Origin of the sequence: Streptomyces sp. NBC_00259 (genome assembly GCF_036181745.1) — a bacterium.
Lineage (GTDB): Bacteria > Actinomycetota > Actinomycetes > Streptomycetales > Streptomycetaceae > Streptomyces > Streptomyces pratisoli.
In genome coordinates, this window is the sequence record NZ_CP108080.1 from 932,693 (window position 1) to 947,275 (window position 14,583).

The window sequence follows — 14,583 nt, forward strand, 5'->3', positions numbered from 1 at the left end:
ACGTGCCCCTCTCGCCCCTCAGACCTCTCCCTCACTGCCCCACGGAGGCACGCCTTGGTATCCAGCACCGCAGTACGCACCGTTTACCGGCTGTCCGGCGTCGCCCCCACCCCGGAGGCTATGCTCGACGCTCTTGACGCCGAACTGCTGGACAGGCTCGGTGCCGATCCATATTTCCCTGAGGTGCTCGGGGTTCCGGCCGTGTACCTCACCTGCGGGATGGAGCACACCAAGGCCCCATGGTGCGAACCCATGTCGCGCACCACCGGCATCACCGTCACGGAAAGCGTTCGGCGCACCGCCGCCGTGCTCCTGCTCACCATCGACGGCATCGTGTACGCCATCGGCTGCGACCAGGGGTACCGGCTGATCCCCGACCACCTCAAGGACAAGCGCTTCGGTCTATCCTTCGCCATCCGGCAGATGGATCCGAACATGATCCGCGGGGCTGTCTCGAAGACTCTCGGGCAGACGCGCACCGACATCTCCCTGGTTCCGGGCGGCGCCCCGGTCCCCCTGCTCGGCATCCGTGACCACTCGCGCATCGTGCGCAGCCTGGGCGGATACCTCGACGACCTCCCGCTCACCCGGTCGCGGTACACGCGCGGAAAGGCCGTCAGTGCCCAGGGCGGATGCGGGCTGAGGATCGCCCTCGGAGTCGAACCTGAGGCCCTGATCTCCGACCTGCGGACGATCGCCAGGATCTGCCGCGAAGACATCCCGCACCAGGAGCTGGAGTTTGTCGACCACATCGCGCCGGTCAGCGACACGACGACCCTCGACACCCTCGACCAGGCCCTGGACGACCGTCTCGGCCGGCCCGCCGACGGACGGATCTCCGTCTCCGTCCCCTCGGAACATCACGTGGCATACGCGGTGGCCACCACGTACATGACGCAGATCAACAGCCCCGGAGCGCTGCGCTCCGACAATTTCGACCTCGGCTACGTACTCACCCGGGCCCGACTCGCACCGCCCGGTCGACGCCTCAAGTCGCTGCGCGAGGGGACCGTGACCCTTGCCAGGGACCGCCGGGCCGGCACCGTCGATACGCTCGCCGTCACCAGTTCACTGACTTGGTTGGAGACCGGCATCTCCCTCGGCTCCCGCCGGTTCTTCCTGATGGAGGGTGAGTGGTACGAGGCCGGGGCCGCCTACGTGGAAGAGTGCCAGGCCACCGTGGCGGCGTGGTTGTCTCCCTCGCCCTCCATCTCCCTTCCCGCCTGGATCGACGGTGAGTCCGAGAACGACTACAACAACAGGGTGGCTGACGACCGGCCCGGCTGGCTCTGTCTCGACACCAAGAACGTCACCAATCCTCTCCGGCCCAGGGACCAGGTCGAGATCTGTGACCTGCTGGTGCCTGACGGCACCCTGGTCCTCGTCAAGCGCGCGGGCAGTTCCGGCCCGCTGAGTCACTTGTTCAGCCAGGCCAGGGTGGCGGTGGAACTGCTCCAGGAGTCCGCACAGGTCCGTGCGGAGTTCACTGCGAAGGTGGCCCGGCTCAGCGGGGGCAAGTGCTTGCTGCCGGACGACTTCACGCCCAAGCGCATCGTCCTTGCCGTACTTCTCAAGAACCGTGAGAACCTCACCCCGGAGTCCATCTTCGGCTTCTCCCAGATCACCATGGCCCAGACTGCGAAGGCCCTGACCGCACGAGGGGTAACTGTCGAGGTCGTCGGTATCCCTCAAGGCGGCTCAGACGCACTTCCCTTGGCCTCGTGTCACGTAGGGGTCGGGGCGGCGGGCCTTGGCTGACAACCTCGGACGCCGGTCCGATCTCGGCGTCGCGCGAGTTCAGCCGCCGCCGACACTCGAGCCAAGTCGCCCAATTACGGGGCGGGGCCATCGCCGAGGAGAGCTGGTGAAGCTCCCTTAGTCAACAAGTTGGCATCGGCGCGCCGACACGAACAGTCAAGCGAGCAGCGGCTCTACCAGTGAATCCTGACCGGCGCATGTATCGCCAGGCCAGGGACCAACGCCCCCTGTGGCCCACCGCCGCCGCCAAGGCATCCACCAGGCCGGAGTGATCTGCAGTACATCACGCAGCGTTCACCAGCCCGGAATACTGCGCGTCCACGAGCAATTGTTCGGCGCCCGCGGGCCGGGGGCCGCGCCGTCGTCGCGCCCAGGACAGGGCTGCAAGCAGCAGAACAACCGCGGGGTGCCAAGGTCGCACCCCTCGTTATCGGCATGCAGCTTGTGCCGGACTACCCAAGGTGTTCGTCGCCTGTCACACCAGTGACCTGCGTTTTCAGCGTCACCGCGCCTGCCCTGGCCGTCCTCCTCATCACCATCGGGCTCACACTTCCCGCGGCGACTACGCACCTACATCCAACAGGTGACCAACGAACTTCTCGACGACTGGGAACAGCACGGACAAGCCGACCTAGTAGAGGACCTCGCCATCCCGCTCCCGGTAACCGTCATCTGCGAGATGGTCGGTGTACCGGAACCCGACGCACGGAAGTCCGCCGCTGGTCGAACGATCTAATCCAGGGCATCCACCAGGGCCAAGCCGACGGCGGCGTGCTCAGCCAGCGTGGCGGCGACGACATCCGCATGGTCGGCGACGGTCTCTCGCGGCCGAGATCACCGTGGACCAGATGCTCGTCAGTCCGATGTCCCGTTGCCGCGAGTCGGCCGCGCTGCTGACCGCCGCGCTTGAACCGGCAGACGTACGAGTGGACGAGCGCCTGGGCGCCAAAACCAGCGGCCACCTCGGGGGCCGGCGCAGGGACCTCGCAGCAACCGAGGCCGCCCGTCAAGGTGTGCCCAGCCACCAGCTCTGCATACCGGGCGGCGAGCCATCCGAGTACGTCCGAGCCCGCTACGTACGCCTGTGGGATGAGGCACGCGCCGGACCGCACCCTACGACAGTCCTCATCGGGCACGGTGAGGGAATGGCCTGCCTTCTGCTGCGGCTGACCGGGAACGGCTTCGATTGCTACCTCGAGCACGTGCCCGGATCCGCAGGCGTCACCTGGATCGAGGTGGACGAGGAGGCCCCTCGAATCCGACTGATGAACGTGCCGGCCGCGGACCTGGCCGGTCACCTCACGGCCCGTACCGCCCGATGACAACGCGGGCGGTACGGGTGCGAGAAAGACGGTCAGGCGGTCTCAGCGCCGCCGAAGCGTGCACGGTAGGACTCCAGGTCCTCCTCCGTGATCTTCGCGAAGAGCACCGGCGGGACAGTGAACGCGGTGCCGCCCGGAACCGCGTCCAGGGCCTTGGCCTGCTCTGCGGTCACCCAGGTCGCCGTGTCGCCCTCCAGCGCGAAGGCGCCGCGCATGGCAGCCGCCGTAGCCGGAATGAACGGCTCGGAGGCCACCGCGTACAGGTGGATCAGGTTCATCGCCGTACGCAGGGTCAGCGCGGCGCCGTCCGGGTCGGTCTTGATCTCCAACCAGGGAGCCTTCGCCTCAAGGTAGGAATTGCCCGCGGACCACAAGGCACGCAGCGCGGCGGCCGCCTTGCGGAACTGGAGGGCCTCCATCTGCTCCTCGTAATCGGCGAGCAGCCGTGCGATCTCCTCGCCCAGCTTGGCCTCTGCCTCGCCGGCGGTGGCGCCCGCCGGGACCTCGTCGCCGAACCGCTTCCGGGAGAAGGACAGCACGCGGTTGACGAAGTTGCCGAGGGTGTCGGCCAGGTCCTTGTTGACCGTGGCGGTGAAGTGCTCCCAGGTGAAGGAGGAGTCGTCGGACTCGGGGGCGTTGGCGATCAGGAAGTAGCGCCAGTAGTCGGCGGGCAGGATCTCCAGGGCGGCGTCCGTGAAGACGCCTCGCTTCTGGGAGGTCGAGAACTTGCCGCCGTAGTAAGTCAGCCAGTTGAAGCCCTTGACGAGGTCGACCTTCTTCCACGGTTCGCGCACGCCGAGCTCGGTGGCCGGGAACATCACCGTGTGGAAGGGGACGTTGTCCTTGGCCATGAACTGGGTGTAGCGGACGGTGTCATCGGCCTCGTACCACCACGACTTCCAGTCGCGGGTCTCGCCGTCCGCGGCGGCGTCCGCCCACTCCTTCGTCGCGCCGATGTACTCGATCGGGGCATCGAACCAGACGTAGAAGACCTTGCCGTCGGCCGCGAGCTCCGGCCAGGTGTCGGCCGGGACCGGGACACCCCAGTCCAGGTCGCGGGTGATCGCGCGGTCGTGCAGGCCCTCGGTCAACCACTTGCGAGCGATGGCCGTGGACAGGTGCGGCCACTCCTCGCTGACTGCGTCGATCCATGCCTCGACCTCGTGCTGGAGCTTGGACTGCAGCAGGAAGAGGTGCTTGGTCTCGCGGACCTCCAGCTCCGTGGAGCCGCTGATCGCCGAGCGCGGGTTGATCAGGTCAGTCGGATCGAGGACGCGGGTGCAGTTCTCGCATTGGTCGCCGCGGGCCTTGTCGTAGCCGCAGTGCGGGCAGGTGCCCTCGACGTACCGGTCCGGGAGGAAGCGACCGTCAGCAGGCGAGTACACCTGGCGGATCGCGCGCTCCTCGATGAAGCCGTTGTCGTTCAGCCGGCGCGCGAAGTGCTGAGTGATCTCGACGTTTTGCTGCGACGAGCTGCGCCCGAAGTAGTCGAAGGCCAGCTCGAACCCGTCGTACACCGCCTTCTGCGCATCGTGCGCTTGCGCACAGAACTCGGCAACCGTCAGCCCGGACTCCGTGGCGGCCAGCTCTGCCGGCGTGCCGTGCTCGTCGGTCGCGCAGATGTAGAGCACGTCGTGACCGCGCTGGCGGAGGTACCGGGAGTACACATCCGCCGGAAGCATCGACCCGACCATGTTGCCCAGGTGCTTGATCCCGTTGATGTAGGGAAGCGCGCTGGTGACCAGGTGTCGAGCCATCCTTGGATGCTCCATTTCGTACGTACGGCGCCGATGACGGTGTCGCGGCGTGCCCAAGTCGGGAGGCTGCAGCCGACGCGATCACTCGGGTCACACGTGGGCATATCGCACGGTGACAGGTCAGGTCTGCAAGCCAGATCCATCGTATCGAACCTGGGGAACGCCCTTCCCGCGAATTCTCGGGCCCTGCTGGGCTGAGCCGAAAAGGCACTCGGCCGTCCGAGACAGGCGGCCAAGCGAGTCTCGTACGGCCGAGGCAGTCGCCATCTTAAAGCCACCGCGCTGCCGCATATCCGCACGCACGGCCCTTACCGCATTCCAACGACGAGGTGGACGGCGTGATCAACAGAATCCCGATTTCCAGCAGCTCCGCGTCGTCGTAGGAGGCCAGGGGTACGGACGCATCCGACTGCGCGGAATTCGACAAGCGATCGTCGCTGTCCCCTGCGGCATCGACACCGCCTCCATAGAAGGTACGGAGAATCGGCGGCCACACCCAGGACGATCTTGATCGGCTCGATCAGCCCAGGAAACTCAACCGCACCTGACGCTCCGGGTTGTCCTTGTTGGTGTCGACCAGACAGACCGACTGCCAGGTGCCGAGCTCCAGCCGGCCGCCGATGACCGGCAGGGTCGCGTGCGGTGGCACGAGCGCGGGCACGACGTGGTCGCGGCCGTGGCCCGGGCTGCCGTGGCGGTGCTGGTAGCGGTCGTCGGCGGGAAGCAGGACGTGCAGTGCGGCCAGGAGATCGTCGTCGCTGCCTGCGCCGGTCTCGATCACCGCGATCCCCGCGGTGGCGTGGGGCACGAACACATGGAGCAGGCCGTCGCGACCGTGGGCGGTCTCGTCGAGGAATTCCGCGCACTCGCGGGTCAGATCGGTCACGGCCTCCGTCGTGCCGGTGGCCACGTTCAGAACTCGGGTGGTGAAGGCGTCGGGCATACCTCCATCCTCTCGCCCATCCCGCAGGATCGCGCGTCCGCAGTACGAGACGGCGTTGACCGGTGGCGGAACCGGTCGCTACGTTCTGCGCCATGTTGCGTACAGCCCTGCTCACCACGCGCGGTCACATCGACCTGCTGCGGGTGGCTTCCGCCGCGTGTCGTCGCGGCTGCTGACGCCCTTTCAGTGCCTGAAGCGCGCCCGGTGCGCGCCGCGTTCCTCGTCGTAGCGCCCATGACGCCGCGGCCCGCATCCACTCGTCGCGCCCTGAGTGCCGGTGTTCGCCGAGCGTCGTCGACGCGCGCCGGACGCTGACCCGCCCTTCTCCTCCCTTCCGCCCCGCCCGTCCTGCGGTCACGGCCACGCCGTGGCGCCGCAGCCTGCGCCGGGGCATGTCCTCCCCTGCCCAGGAGCCTCCATGACCGTCGATCACGCCCCACCGGACATCTCCGCCATATCCAAGAACGCTCCGGCCGAGGAGCCCGTCGATTCCGTCCAGCCCGCACTCGAAGCCGTCACCCCGGCCGGGGTACGCGGCGGCCGCGGCGGCCTGCGCTCCGTACCCCGCTGGCTGCGGCGCACCGTGGGCCCCGTGCTCCTGCTCGTGCTGTGGCAGGTGTCCAGCTCCGCCGGGTTCCTGAACCCGGACACGCTCGCCTCGCCCGGGACCATCGCCCGCGCCGCCGGGGACCTGGTCGCCGACGGCACCCTGCCGAACGCCATGGGTGTCTCGCTGCGACGGGTCGCCGCGGGGCTGCTCCTCGGTGGCGCGATCGGCATCGGTCTCGCTCTGGTCTCCGGACTGTCCCGGCTCGGCGAGGACCTCGTCGACGCGACCGTGCAGATGCTGCGGACGGTCCCCTGGGTCGGGCTGATCCCGCTGTTCATCATCTGGCTGGGCATCGGCGAGGCGCCGAAGGTCGCGCTCATCGCCCTCGGTGTCGCCTTCCACCTCTATCTCAACGTCTACGCCGGCATCCGAGGCGTCGACGAGCAGCTCGTCGAGGCCGGGCATTCACTGGGTCTCGGCCGCTGGGGACTGATCCGCCATGTCGTCCTGCCGGGAGCGCTGCCCGGCGCCATGACGGGGCTGCGCTACTCGCTCGCCACCGCCTGGCTGGCGCTCGTCTTCGGCGAGTCCATCAACGCGGACGCCGGGATCGGCTTCCTGATGAACCAGGCCCGGGAGTTCTTCCGGACCGACGTCATCGTCGTCTGCCTCGTCGTCTACGCCTTCCTCGGCCTGCTGGCCGACGCCCTCGTCCGCACTCTCGAAAGGCTGCTGCTGCAATGGCGACCGACGTTCAAGGGACAGTGAACACAGCGGCGGACACGACGGCCGCCGTACGGGTCGAAGGACTGACCCGTTCCTTCGACGGCCGTCCGGTGATCGACGGCCTCGATCTGACGCTCCGCCCCGGGGAGTTCACCGCGCTGCTCGGACACAGCGGCTGCGGGAAGTCGACACTGCTGCGGGTCCTCGCGGGCCTCGACCGCGACATCGAGGGAACGGTCCTCGTGCCCAAGCGGCGGGCCGTGGCGTTCCAGGCGCCCCGGCTGATGCCCTGGAAGCGGGTGTGGCGCAACGTGCTGCTGGGCCTGCCGGGCAAGCCCGACCGGGCCGTCGCGGAGCGCGCGTTGGCGGAGGTCGGCCTCGGCGATCGCTCCGGAGCCTGGCCGAAGACGCTGTCCGGCGGCGAGGCGCAGCGGGCCTCCCTCGCCCGTGCCCTCGTACGCGAACCCGATCTGCTGCTGCTCGACGAGCCGTTCGGCGCGCTGGACGCGCTGACCCGGCTCACGGCGCAGCAGTTGGTGGCCGAGTTGTGGCAGCGGCGCGGCTGCGCCGTGCTGCTGGTCACGCACGACGTGGACGAGGCGCTGCTGCTCGCCGATCGGGCGCTGGTGATGCGGGACGGCGTCATCGCGTACGAGACGGCCGTCACGCCGGACCGTCCTCGCACCGCCGGTGATCCGCGGCTCGCCGCGCTCCGCACCCGGCTGCTGACCGAACTCGGCGTCGAAGGCCCCGCCACCACCGCCCGCACCGCCGCCTGAACCACCCTCACGAGAAAGTCACCCGTCATGAAACGCTTCCTTCCCGCCGCCGCCCTGCTCCCCCTCGCCCTGCTGCTGTCCGCCTGCTCCGGCAGCTCCGCCGCCGACGACTCCTCGGGCGGAGCCGGCGGCAGTGTCGACGGAAAGGGCTCGCTCACGCTCAACGTCGGGGACCAGAAGGGCGGTTCCGAAGCCGTCCTGCGGGCCGCCGGCGAGCTCGACGATCTCCCCTACAGGATCAAGTGGTCCACGTTCACGTCCGGACCGCCGCTGCTGGAGGCCGTCAACGCCAAGGCCGTGGACGTCGGCTCGGTCGGCAACACCCCGCCCGTCTTCGCCGCGGGCTCCGGTTCGAAGATCAGCATCGTGGCCGCCACCCACGGCGACTCCGCGGGCGAGGCGATCCTCGTACCCAAGGACTCGCCGTTGCGGACACCCGCGGATCTGAAGGGGAAGTCGGTCGCTGTCGCACAGGGCAGTTCGGCGCACTACCAGCTGATCGCCTCCCTGCGGAAGGCCGGTCTCGGGCCCGAGGACATCAAGATCAGTCTGCTCCAGCCCGCCGACGCGCTCGCCGCGTTCACCAGCGGCCGGGTCGACGCATGGGCGGTGTGGGACCCGTACACCTCCCAGGTGCTGCGGGGCGGCAAGAGCCGGGTCCTCACCGACGGCAACGGGCTGGTGAACGGACTCGGCTTCCAGGTCGCCGCGCCGTCGGCGCTCGCCGACAAGCAGAAGGCCGCCGCCATCGGTGACCTCATCGAGCGGCTGCGGCGCGCCCAGGACTGGGTGTTCAAGCACCCGGAGGAGTGGGCGAAGGTCTGGGCGAAGGACACCGGGCTGCCCTACGGGGTCGCGCTCGACGCGGTGAAGCGGTCGTACGGGACCAGGGTGCCGGTCGCCGTCGACGCCGCGGCGATCGCGTCCGAACAGCAGATCGCCGACACCTTCGCCGAACTGAAGCTCATTCCGCGCCGCTTCGACTTCGCCGACTACGTCGACGACCGCTTCAACAAGGACCTGCCGCCGTCGACCTCCCCGGCGCGCAGCTATGGAAAGGCCACATCCTGATGAGCGTTCATCTGCACTGGTTCCTGCCGACCGGCGGCGACGGCCGCACCCTCGTCGACCGGCACGCCTACACCGACGGCGGTATCAAACGGTCCCGGATCACCCCGGTGAGCGGGGTCCGGGCGCCGGACATCGAGTATCTGGCACAGATCGCGAAGGCCGCCGAGCAGCTGGGTTTCGAGGCCGTGCTGACGCCCACCGGGACATGGTGCGAGGACGCCTGGCTGACGACGGTGGCGCTGTCGCAGCACACCGAGCGGCTGAAGTTCCTCGTCGCGTTCCGGCCCGGGGTGATCTCGCCGGTGCTGGCGGCGCAGATGGCGGCGACGTACCAGCGCATCACCCGTGGCCGGCTGCTGCTGAACGTGGTGACGGGTGGCGACTCCACCGAACAGCGACGCTTCGGCGACCGTCTCGACCACGACCGGCGGTACGCGCGGACGGCGGAGTTCCTGTCGGTCGTCCGGGGTGTGTGGGGCGGTGGCCCGTACGACTTCGAGGGCGAGCACTTCCAGGTGGAGGGCGGGCTCACGGCGCTTCCGCCGGACCCGCTGCCGGAGATCTTCTTCGGCGGCTCGTCGGCCGCCGCGGGCCCGGTGGCCGCGGACCACGCCGACGTCTACCTCACCTGGGGCGAGCCGCCGCAGCAGGTGAAGGAGAAGATCGACTGGATCCGCGGGCTCGCGGAGGAACGAGGCCGCCGGGTGCGCTTCGGGATCCGGCTCCACACCATCTCGCGCGACTCGGCGCGCGAGGCGTGGGCGACGGCGGACCGGCTGCTGGACGATCTCGACCCGGAGACGATCGCCGCGGCGCAGCAGGCACTCGGCCGGAGCGAATCGGTGGGCCAGCAGCGGATGCTCGCCCTCCACGGAGGCAGGCGGGAGTCGCTGGAGATCTCGCCGAATCTGTGGGCGGGCGTGGGGCTGGTGCGCGGCGGGGCGGGGACGGCTCTGGTGGGAAGCCACGCGGACGTCGCGGACCGTATCGAGGAGTACCACGAGCTGGGCATCGAGCACTTCGTCCTGTCCGGCTACCCGCACCTGGAGGAGGCCTACTGGTTCGGGGAGGGCGTCACCCCCGAACTGGCGGCGCGCGGTCTCCTCCACCGGATCCCGCCCTCCCCGCTCCTCGGCGTCCCCGCGGCGAACGGCCGTCCCGCCTCGGCCCCGGGCGGCGCGCCCCTCCTGGTGGCGGGCGGTCGGTAGCCCCCACCGGGTCTCCGCGCCCCACCGGGGGCCGTCGCTGTCCGGCGGCCGCGCTCCGTCGGAGCCCGGCCGCCGGACGAGCTGTGGGGCCCTCCCGGGGAGCCAGCTCACGGGGCCGAGCGGAGGGCCGGTTCCGGGGAGCCGGGGGTCCGCCATGCCGGGGAAGCCCGTGGAGGCGTCGTGGACGGCGGCAGGGGAGGGCGGTCACCATGGCCTCATGGCTCACGGGACAGCTCACAAGGCCCTGCCCTCCGCAGCCGGAGTCGTCATCATCGGCGGCGGCGTCATCGGGGCCGGCATCGCGTTCCATCTCGCCGAGGCGGGCGTCCGCGACGTCCTCGTGCTGGAGCGGGACACTCCCGCCTCCGGCTCGTCGGGCAAACCGATCGGCGGCGTACGCGCCCAGTTCTCCGATCCGCTCAACATCCGTCTCGGGCAGCACAGTCTCCGGGCCTGGCGCGAGTTCGGCAGGCGGCCCGGCGCGGACGTGGGGCTGGAGCAGGTCGGCTATCTCTTCCTGCTGAACCGCGACGAGGATGTGGCGGCGTTCGGCGAGGCGTCGGCCCTGCAGCGGGAACTGGGCGTGGACAGCCGTCTTGTCGGCCCCCAAGAGGCCCAGGCTCTGTGCCCGTACGTCGACCCGTCCGGGTTCGTGGCCGCCGCCCACTCCCCCGGCGACGGATACGCCCTGCCCGAGGCGGCCGTGCTCGGCTATCTGCGGGCCGCCCGCGCCCTCGGCGCGACCGTGCTCCCCCACTGCGCGGTCACCGGTATCGACCGCGACGGCGACGTGCTGCGTGCCGTCCGTACGCCGTACGGCACGGTCCGTACCACCACCGTGATCTGCGCGGCGGGCGCCTGGTCGGCCGGTATCGCCGAGATGGCCGGGCTGCGGCTGCCCGTCACGCCACTGCGCCGCCAGATCGCGCTCACCGGACCGCTCGCGCCCCGCCCGCCCCGTATCCCCTTCACCCTCGACTTCGACTCGACCCTGTACTTCCACAACGACAACGCCGGCGGCCTGGTCCTCGGGCTGTCCGACGCCCGCCAGGAGCCGGGCTTCGGGCGGGAGTTCAGCGAGGAGTGGCTGGAGCCGTTCCGCGAGGCCGCCGCCCGCGTCGCGCCGGCCCTCGCGGGCATGGAGCCGGCGGGCGGCGGCTGGGCGGGGCTCTACGAGATGACGCCGGACCGCAACGCCCTCATCGGCGAGGCGTCCGGCGTCTCCCGCTTTCTGTACGCCACGGGGTTCTCCGGGCACGGCTTCCTCCAGGCGCCCGCGGTGGGCGAGATCGTGCGCGATCTGTACCTGGGGCGGGAGCCGTTCCTCGACGTGGGCCCGCTGGCGGCGACCCGTTTCGAGGCGGCGCCGTCCCCCACCGCGGCCCGGCCGGAGGCACACATCATCTGAGCGCCCCGACGATCGTCCCGACAACCGCACCGTCGACCGCACCGTTGACCGCACGTCGACCGCCCCGTCCGGCTCAGGAGGTCCGTATGGCACCCACCCTCCTCCCCACCTGGCAGCTGCGTGCCGCGTTCGCCCGCCGCCTCTCCGCCATGTACGGCACCGAGGTCCCCGCCTACACCACGCTGGTCGAGGTCGCCGGGCAGGTGAACGACGCCGCGATCAGGGCGGGCGGCGAGCGGGCCCAGCGGCTCGGCAGCATCGCGCGGGTGACGGCGGAGCGGCATGGCGCGATCCGCGTCGGCACTCCGGGCGAACTGTGCCGGGCCGCCCGGATCTTCGCCGCGCTCGGCATGGAGCCGGTCGGCTTCTACGATCTGCGGGACGCGTCGGCGAGCGCCGTCCCGGTCGTCTCCACCGCGTTCCGGCCGGTGCTCTCCGAGGAACTGGACCGCAATCCGTTCCGTGTCTTCACCTCCATGCTGACTCCCGGTGACCGCCGCTTCTTCGACGCGGACCTGGAGAAGCGGCTGGGGACGTTCCTGGAGCGCCGTGAGCTGTTCCCATCGGAGCTGCTGGAGCTCGCGGCGCACGCCGAACGCGAGGCAGGGCTCGACGAGGAGCGGGCGGAGCGTTTCCTCACCCTCGCGGTCGCGGCCTTCGAACTGTCCCCGGAGCCGGTGGACCGGGCCTGGTACGCCGAGCTGGAGAAGGTCTCCGCGGTCGCCGCCGACATCGGCGGTGTGACCAGCACCCACATCAACCACCTCACCCCGCGCGTGCTGGACATCGACGACCTCTACCGGCGGATGGAGGAGCGGGGCATCACGATGATCGACCGCATTCAGGGGCCGCCGCGCTGGGACGGTCCCGATGTGCTGCTGCGTCAGACGTCGTTCCGGGCACTGGCGGAGCCCCGCACGTTCCGCGAGGAGGACGGCAGCCTGGCCACCGGCTCGCTGCGGGTGCGGTTCGGCGAGGTCGAGGCACGCGGGATCGCGCTGAGCCGTGCGGGACGCGCACTGTACGACCGGCTCGTCGACGGCCCGGTCGAGGAGTGGACGGTGCACTTCCCCCGTACCGAGCGTCAACTGGCCGTGGACGGGCTGGGGTTCTTCACGTACGAGGCGGTGCGCGACCGGCCGCGGGACGGCCGGCGGCCTCCGGACGATCTGGCCGGGCTGCTCGACGGTGGCTGGCTCACCGCCCGGCCGATCGTCTACGAGGACTTCCTGCCGCGCTCGGCGGCGGGGATCTTCCAGTCGAACCTCACCGACCCGGGCGCCCGCGACTCCGCGCAGAGGGGCACGCACTACGACCAGCACTGGATGTCAGAGGCGATCGGGCGCACGGTGCACGACCCCTTCGACCTCTACGCCGTACAGCAGGGCGACTCGCTGGCACGGGCCGGACGGGCCCTTGGACTCACCGAGGAGAGCGACGCATGACCACCACCGCACTGCCCGACACCGACGCGCTGCGGGCGCGGGCCGAACAAGCGCTGCACCGGTGCGGTGCACGGCTGCCCGCCGAAGGGGCTGCCGGGCACCTTGCCGCCCGTACGCCACTGACCGGCGGAACGCTCCTCACGCTGCCCATGACCACGTCCGAGGACGCCGACGCGATGATCGCGGAGGCGCGGGCCGCCTTCCTGGAGTGGCGCACGGTCCCGGCGCCGCGCCGAGGCGCGCTGGTCAAACGGCTCGGCGAGCTGCTCAGCATCCACAAGGAGGATCTGGCCGGGCTGGTCACCATCGAGGCAGGCAAGATCCACTCCGAGGCGCTGGGCGAGGTCCAGGAGATGATCGACATCTGCGAGTTCGCGGTCGGTCTCTCCCGGCAGCTGTACGGGCGGACGATGGCCTCCGAGCGGCCCGGCCACCGGCTGTCCGAGAGCTGGCACCCCCTGGGCGTGGTCGGGGTGATCTCCGCGTTCAACTTCCCCGTCGCGGTGTGGTCGTGGAACACGGCGATCGCGCTGGTCTGCGGGGACACCGTGGTCTGGAAGCCCTCGGAGCTGACCCCGCTCACCGCGGTCGCCTGCGCCGCGCTGCTCCGCAGGGCGGCCGAGGACACCGGCGCCCCCGACGGCGTCCACCGGCTGCTGCTGGGCGGCCGGGAGTGCGGTGAACGGCTCGTCGACGATCCGCGGGTGGCGCTGGTCAGCGCCACCGGTTCGGTACGGATGGGCCGGGAGGTGGGTCCGCGGGTGGCCGCCCGCTTCGGCCGCTGCCTGCTGGAACTCGGCGGGAACAACGCGGCGGTCGTCACTCCGTCCGCCGACCTGGACCTGGCGGTGCGCGGCATCGTCTTCTCGGCAGCGGGGACGGCGGGGCAGCGCTGTACGAGCCTGCGGCGGCTCATCGTGCACGAGGAGGTCGCGGACGAGCTCACGCAGAGGATCGTGCACGCCTACGGTCAGCTGCCCGTCGGTGATCCTTTCCAGCCGGACACCCTGGTCGGCCCGCTGATCTCGACGGCGGCGTACGACGCGATGGCCAAGGCTCTGGAGACGGCGCAGGCGGACGGGGGAAAGGTGCTGACGGGCGGCGACCGGCAGTTGCGGGAGGCGGCACCCGAGGCCGCGTACGTACGGCCGGCGGTCGTACGGATGCCGGCGCAGACGGCGATCGTCCGCGAGGAGACCTTCGCGCCCGTTCTCTACGTCCTGACCTACCGGACTCTGCACGAGGCGATCGAGCTGCACAACGGCGTGCCCCAGGGCCTGTCCTCTTCGATCTTCACCCGGAGCCAGCGGGAGGCGGAACGGTTCCTGGCCGCCGACGGCTCGGACTGCGGCATCGCCAACGTCAACATCGGCACCTCCGGGGCGGAGATCGGCGGTGCGTTCGGCGGCGAGAAGGAGACGGGCGGCGGCCGTGAGTCGGGCTCGGACGCGTGGCGCGCGTACATGCGCCGCGCCACGAACACCGTGAACTACTCCGACGACCTCCCGCTCGCCCAGGGCGTCAACTTCCTCTGACGCGGGACGCCACCCCGGAGGCGGAACGGGAAGATCCTCGACACCCCAACAGTTAGTAGAAGCGTGAACAACTTCAGGGTG

General features: G+C 70.3%; 12 protein-coding genes. 10 read left to right on the forward strand and 2 right to left on the reverse strand.

The features are described from left to right. Positions 1-54: 54 nt before the first annotated feature. Together OG766_RS04105 and OG766_RS04110 are read left to right on the forward strand one after the other, a co-directional pair. Entirely contained in the window at positions 55-1,758 is a 1,704-nt protein-coding gene (locus OG766_RS04105; protein ID WP_328724588.1) for a TIGR04141 family sporadically distributed protein, read from the forward strand. 863 nt (positions 1,759-2,621) lie between these two features. Further along, complete coding sequence (locus OG766_RS04110; protein WP_328727423.1) at positions 2,622-3,080, forward strand: histidine phosphatase family protein; 459 nt, start codon at positions 2,622-2,624, stop codon at positions 3,078-3,080. A gap of 32 nt (positions 3,081-3,112) precedes the next feature. Here OG766_RS04110 and metG read toward each other — a convergent pair whose 3' ends face one another. Both metG and OG766_RS04120 read right to left on the reverse strand, forming a co-directional pair. After that, positions 3,113-4,837 (reverse strand): methionine--tRNA ligase, encoded by a 1,725-nt coding sequence (gene metG / locus OG766_RS04115; RefSeq protein WP_328724589.1) that lies wholly within the window; start codon positions 4,835-4,837, stop codon positions 3,113-3,115. Positions 4,838-5,357: 520 nt separating this feature from the next. Beyond that, on the reverse strand, positions 5,358-5,780 hold the full coding sequence (locus tag OG766_RS04120; RefSeq protein ID WP_328724590.1) for a secondary thiamine-phosphate synthase enzyme YjbQ: 423 nt from the start codon (positions 5,778-5,780) through the stop codon (positions 5,358-5,360). A 92-nt stretch (positions 5,781-5,872) separates the two neighbouring features. Between OG766_RS04120 and OG766_RS36695 the strand changes: the two genes are divergently transcribed. The 8 genes from OG766_RS36695 (at position 5,873) to amaB (ending at position 14,502) form a co-directional block, all read left to right on the forward strand. Beyond that, positions 5,873-5,956, forward strand: coding sequence for a putative leader peptide (locus tag OG766_RS36695; protein WP_351816447.1), 84 nt, complete (start codon positions 5,873-5,875; stop codon positions 5,954-5,956). Between the two features lie 242 nt (positions 5,957-6,198). Continuing rightward, on the forward strand, positions 6,199-7,098 hold the full coding sequence (locus OG766_RS04125) for an ABC transporter permease (RefSeq protein ID WP_266376257.1): 900 nt from the start codon (positions 6,199-6,201) through the stop codon (positions 7,096-7,098). Next, complete coding sequence (locus OG766_RS04130; RefSeq protein WP_266376255.1) at positions 7,071-7,835, forward strand: ABC transporter ATP-binding protein; 765 nt, start codon at positions 7,071-7,073, stop codon at positions 7,833-7,835. The genes OG766_RS04125 and OG766_RS04130 overlap by 28 nt, the downstream gene beginning before the upstream one ends. A 27-nt stretch (positions 7,836-7,862) precedes the next feature. Then, complete coding sequence (locus OG766_RS04135) at positions 7,863-8,906, forward strand: ABC transporter substrate-binding protein (protein ID WP_266376253.1); 1,044 nt, start codon at positions 7,863-7,865, stop codon at positions 8,904-8,906. Then, on the forward strand, positions 8,906-10,114 hold the full coding sequence (locus OG766_RS04140; RefSeq protein WP_328724591.1) for an LLM class flavin-dependent oxidoreductase: 1,209 nt from the start codon (positions 8,906-8,908) through the stop codon (positions 10,112-10,114). The genes OG766_RS04135 and OG766_RS04140 overlap by 1 nt, the downstream gene beginning before the upstream one ends. A gap of 217 nt (positions 10,115-10,331) precedes the next feature. Continuing rightward, entirely contained in the window at positions 10,332-11,522 is a 1,191-nt protein-coding gene (locus tag OG766_RS04145; protein ID WP_328724592.1) for an NAD(P)/FAD-dependent oxidoreductase, read from the forward strand. An 86-nt stretch (positions 11,523-11,608) separates the two neighbouring features. After that, on the forward strand, positions 11,609-12,967 hold the full coding sequence (gene hglS, locus OG766_RS04150; RefSeq protein ID WP_328724593.1) for a 2-oxoadipate dioxygenase/decarboxylase: 1,359 nt from the start codon (positions 11,609-11,611) through the stop codon (positions 12,965-12,967). Further along, positions 12,964-14,502: an L-piperidine-6-carboxylate dehydrogenase gene (gene amaB / locus OG766_RS04155; RefSeq protein ID WP_266376246.1), complete on the forward strand. Its 1,539-nt coding sequence runs from the start codon at positions 12,964-12,966 to the stop codon at positions 14,500-14,502. Before hglS ends, amaB begins: the two co-directional genes overlap by 4 nt. The last annotated feature ends 81 nt before the right edge of the window (positions 14,503-14,583 follow it).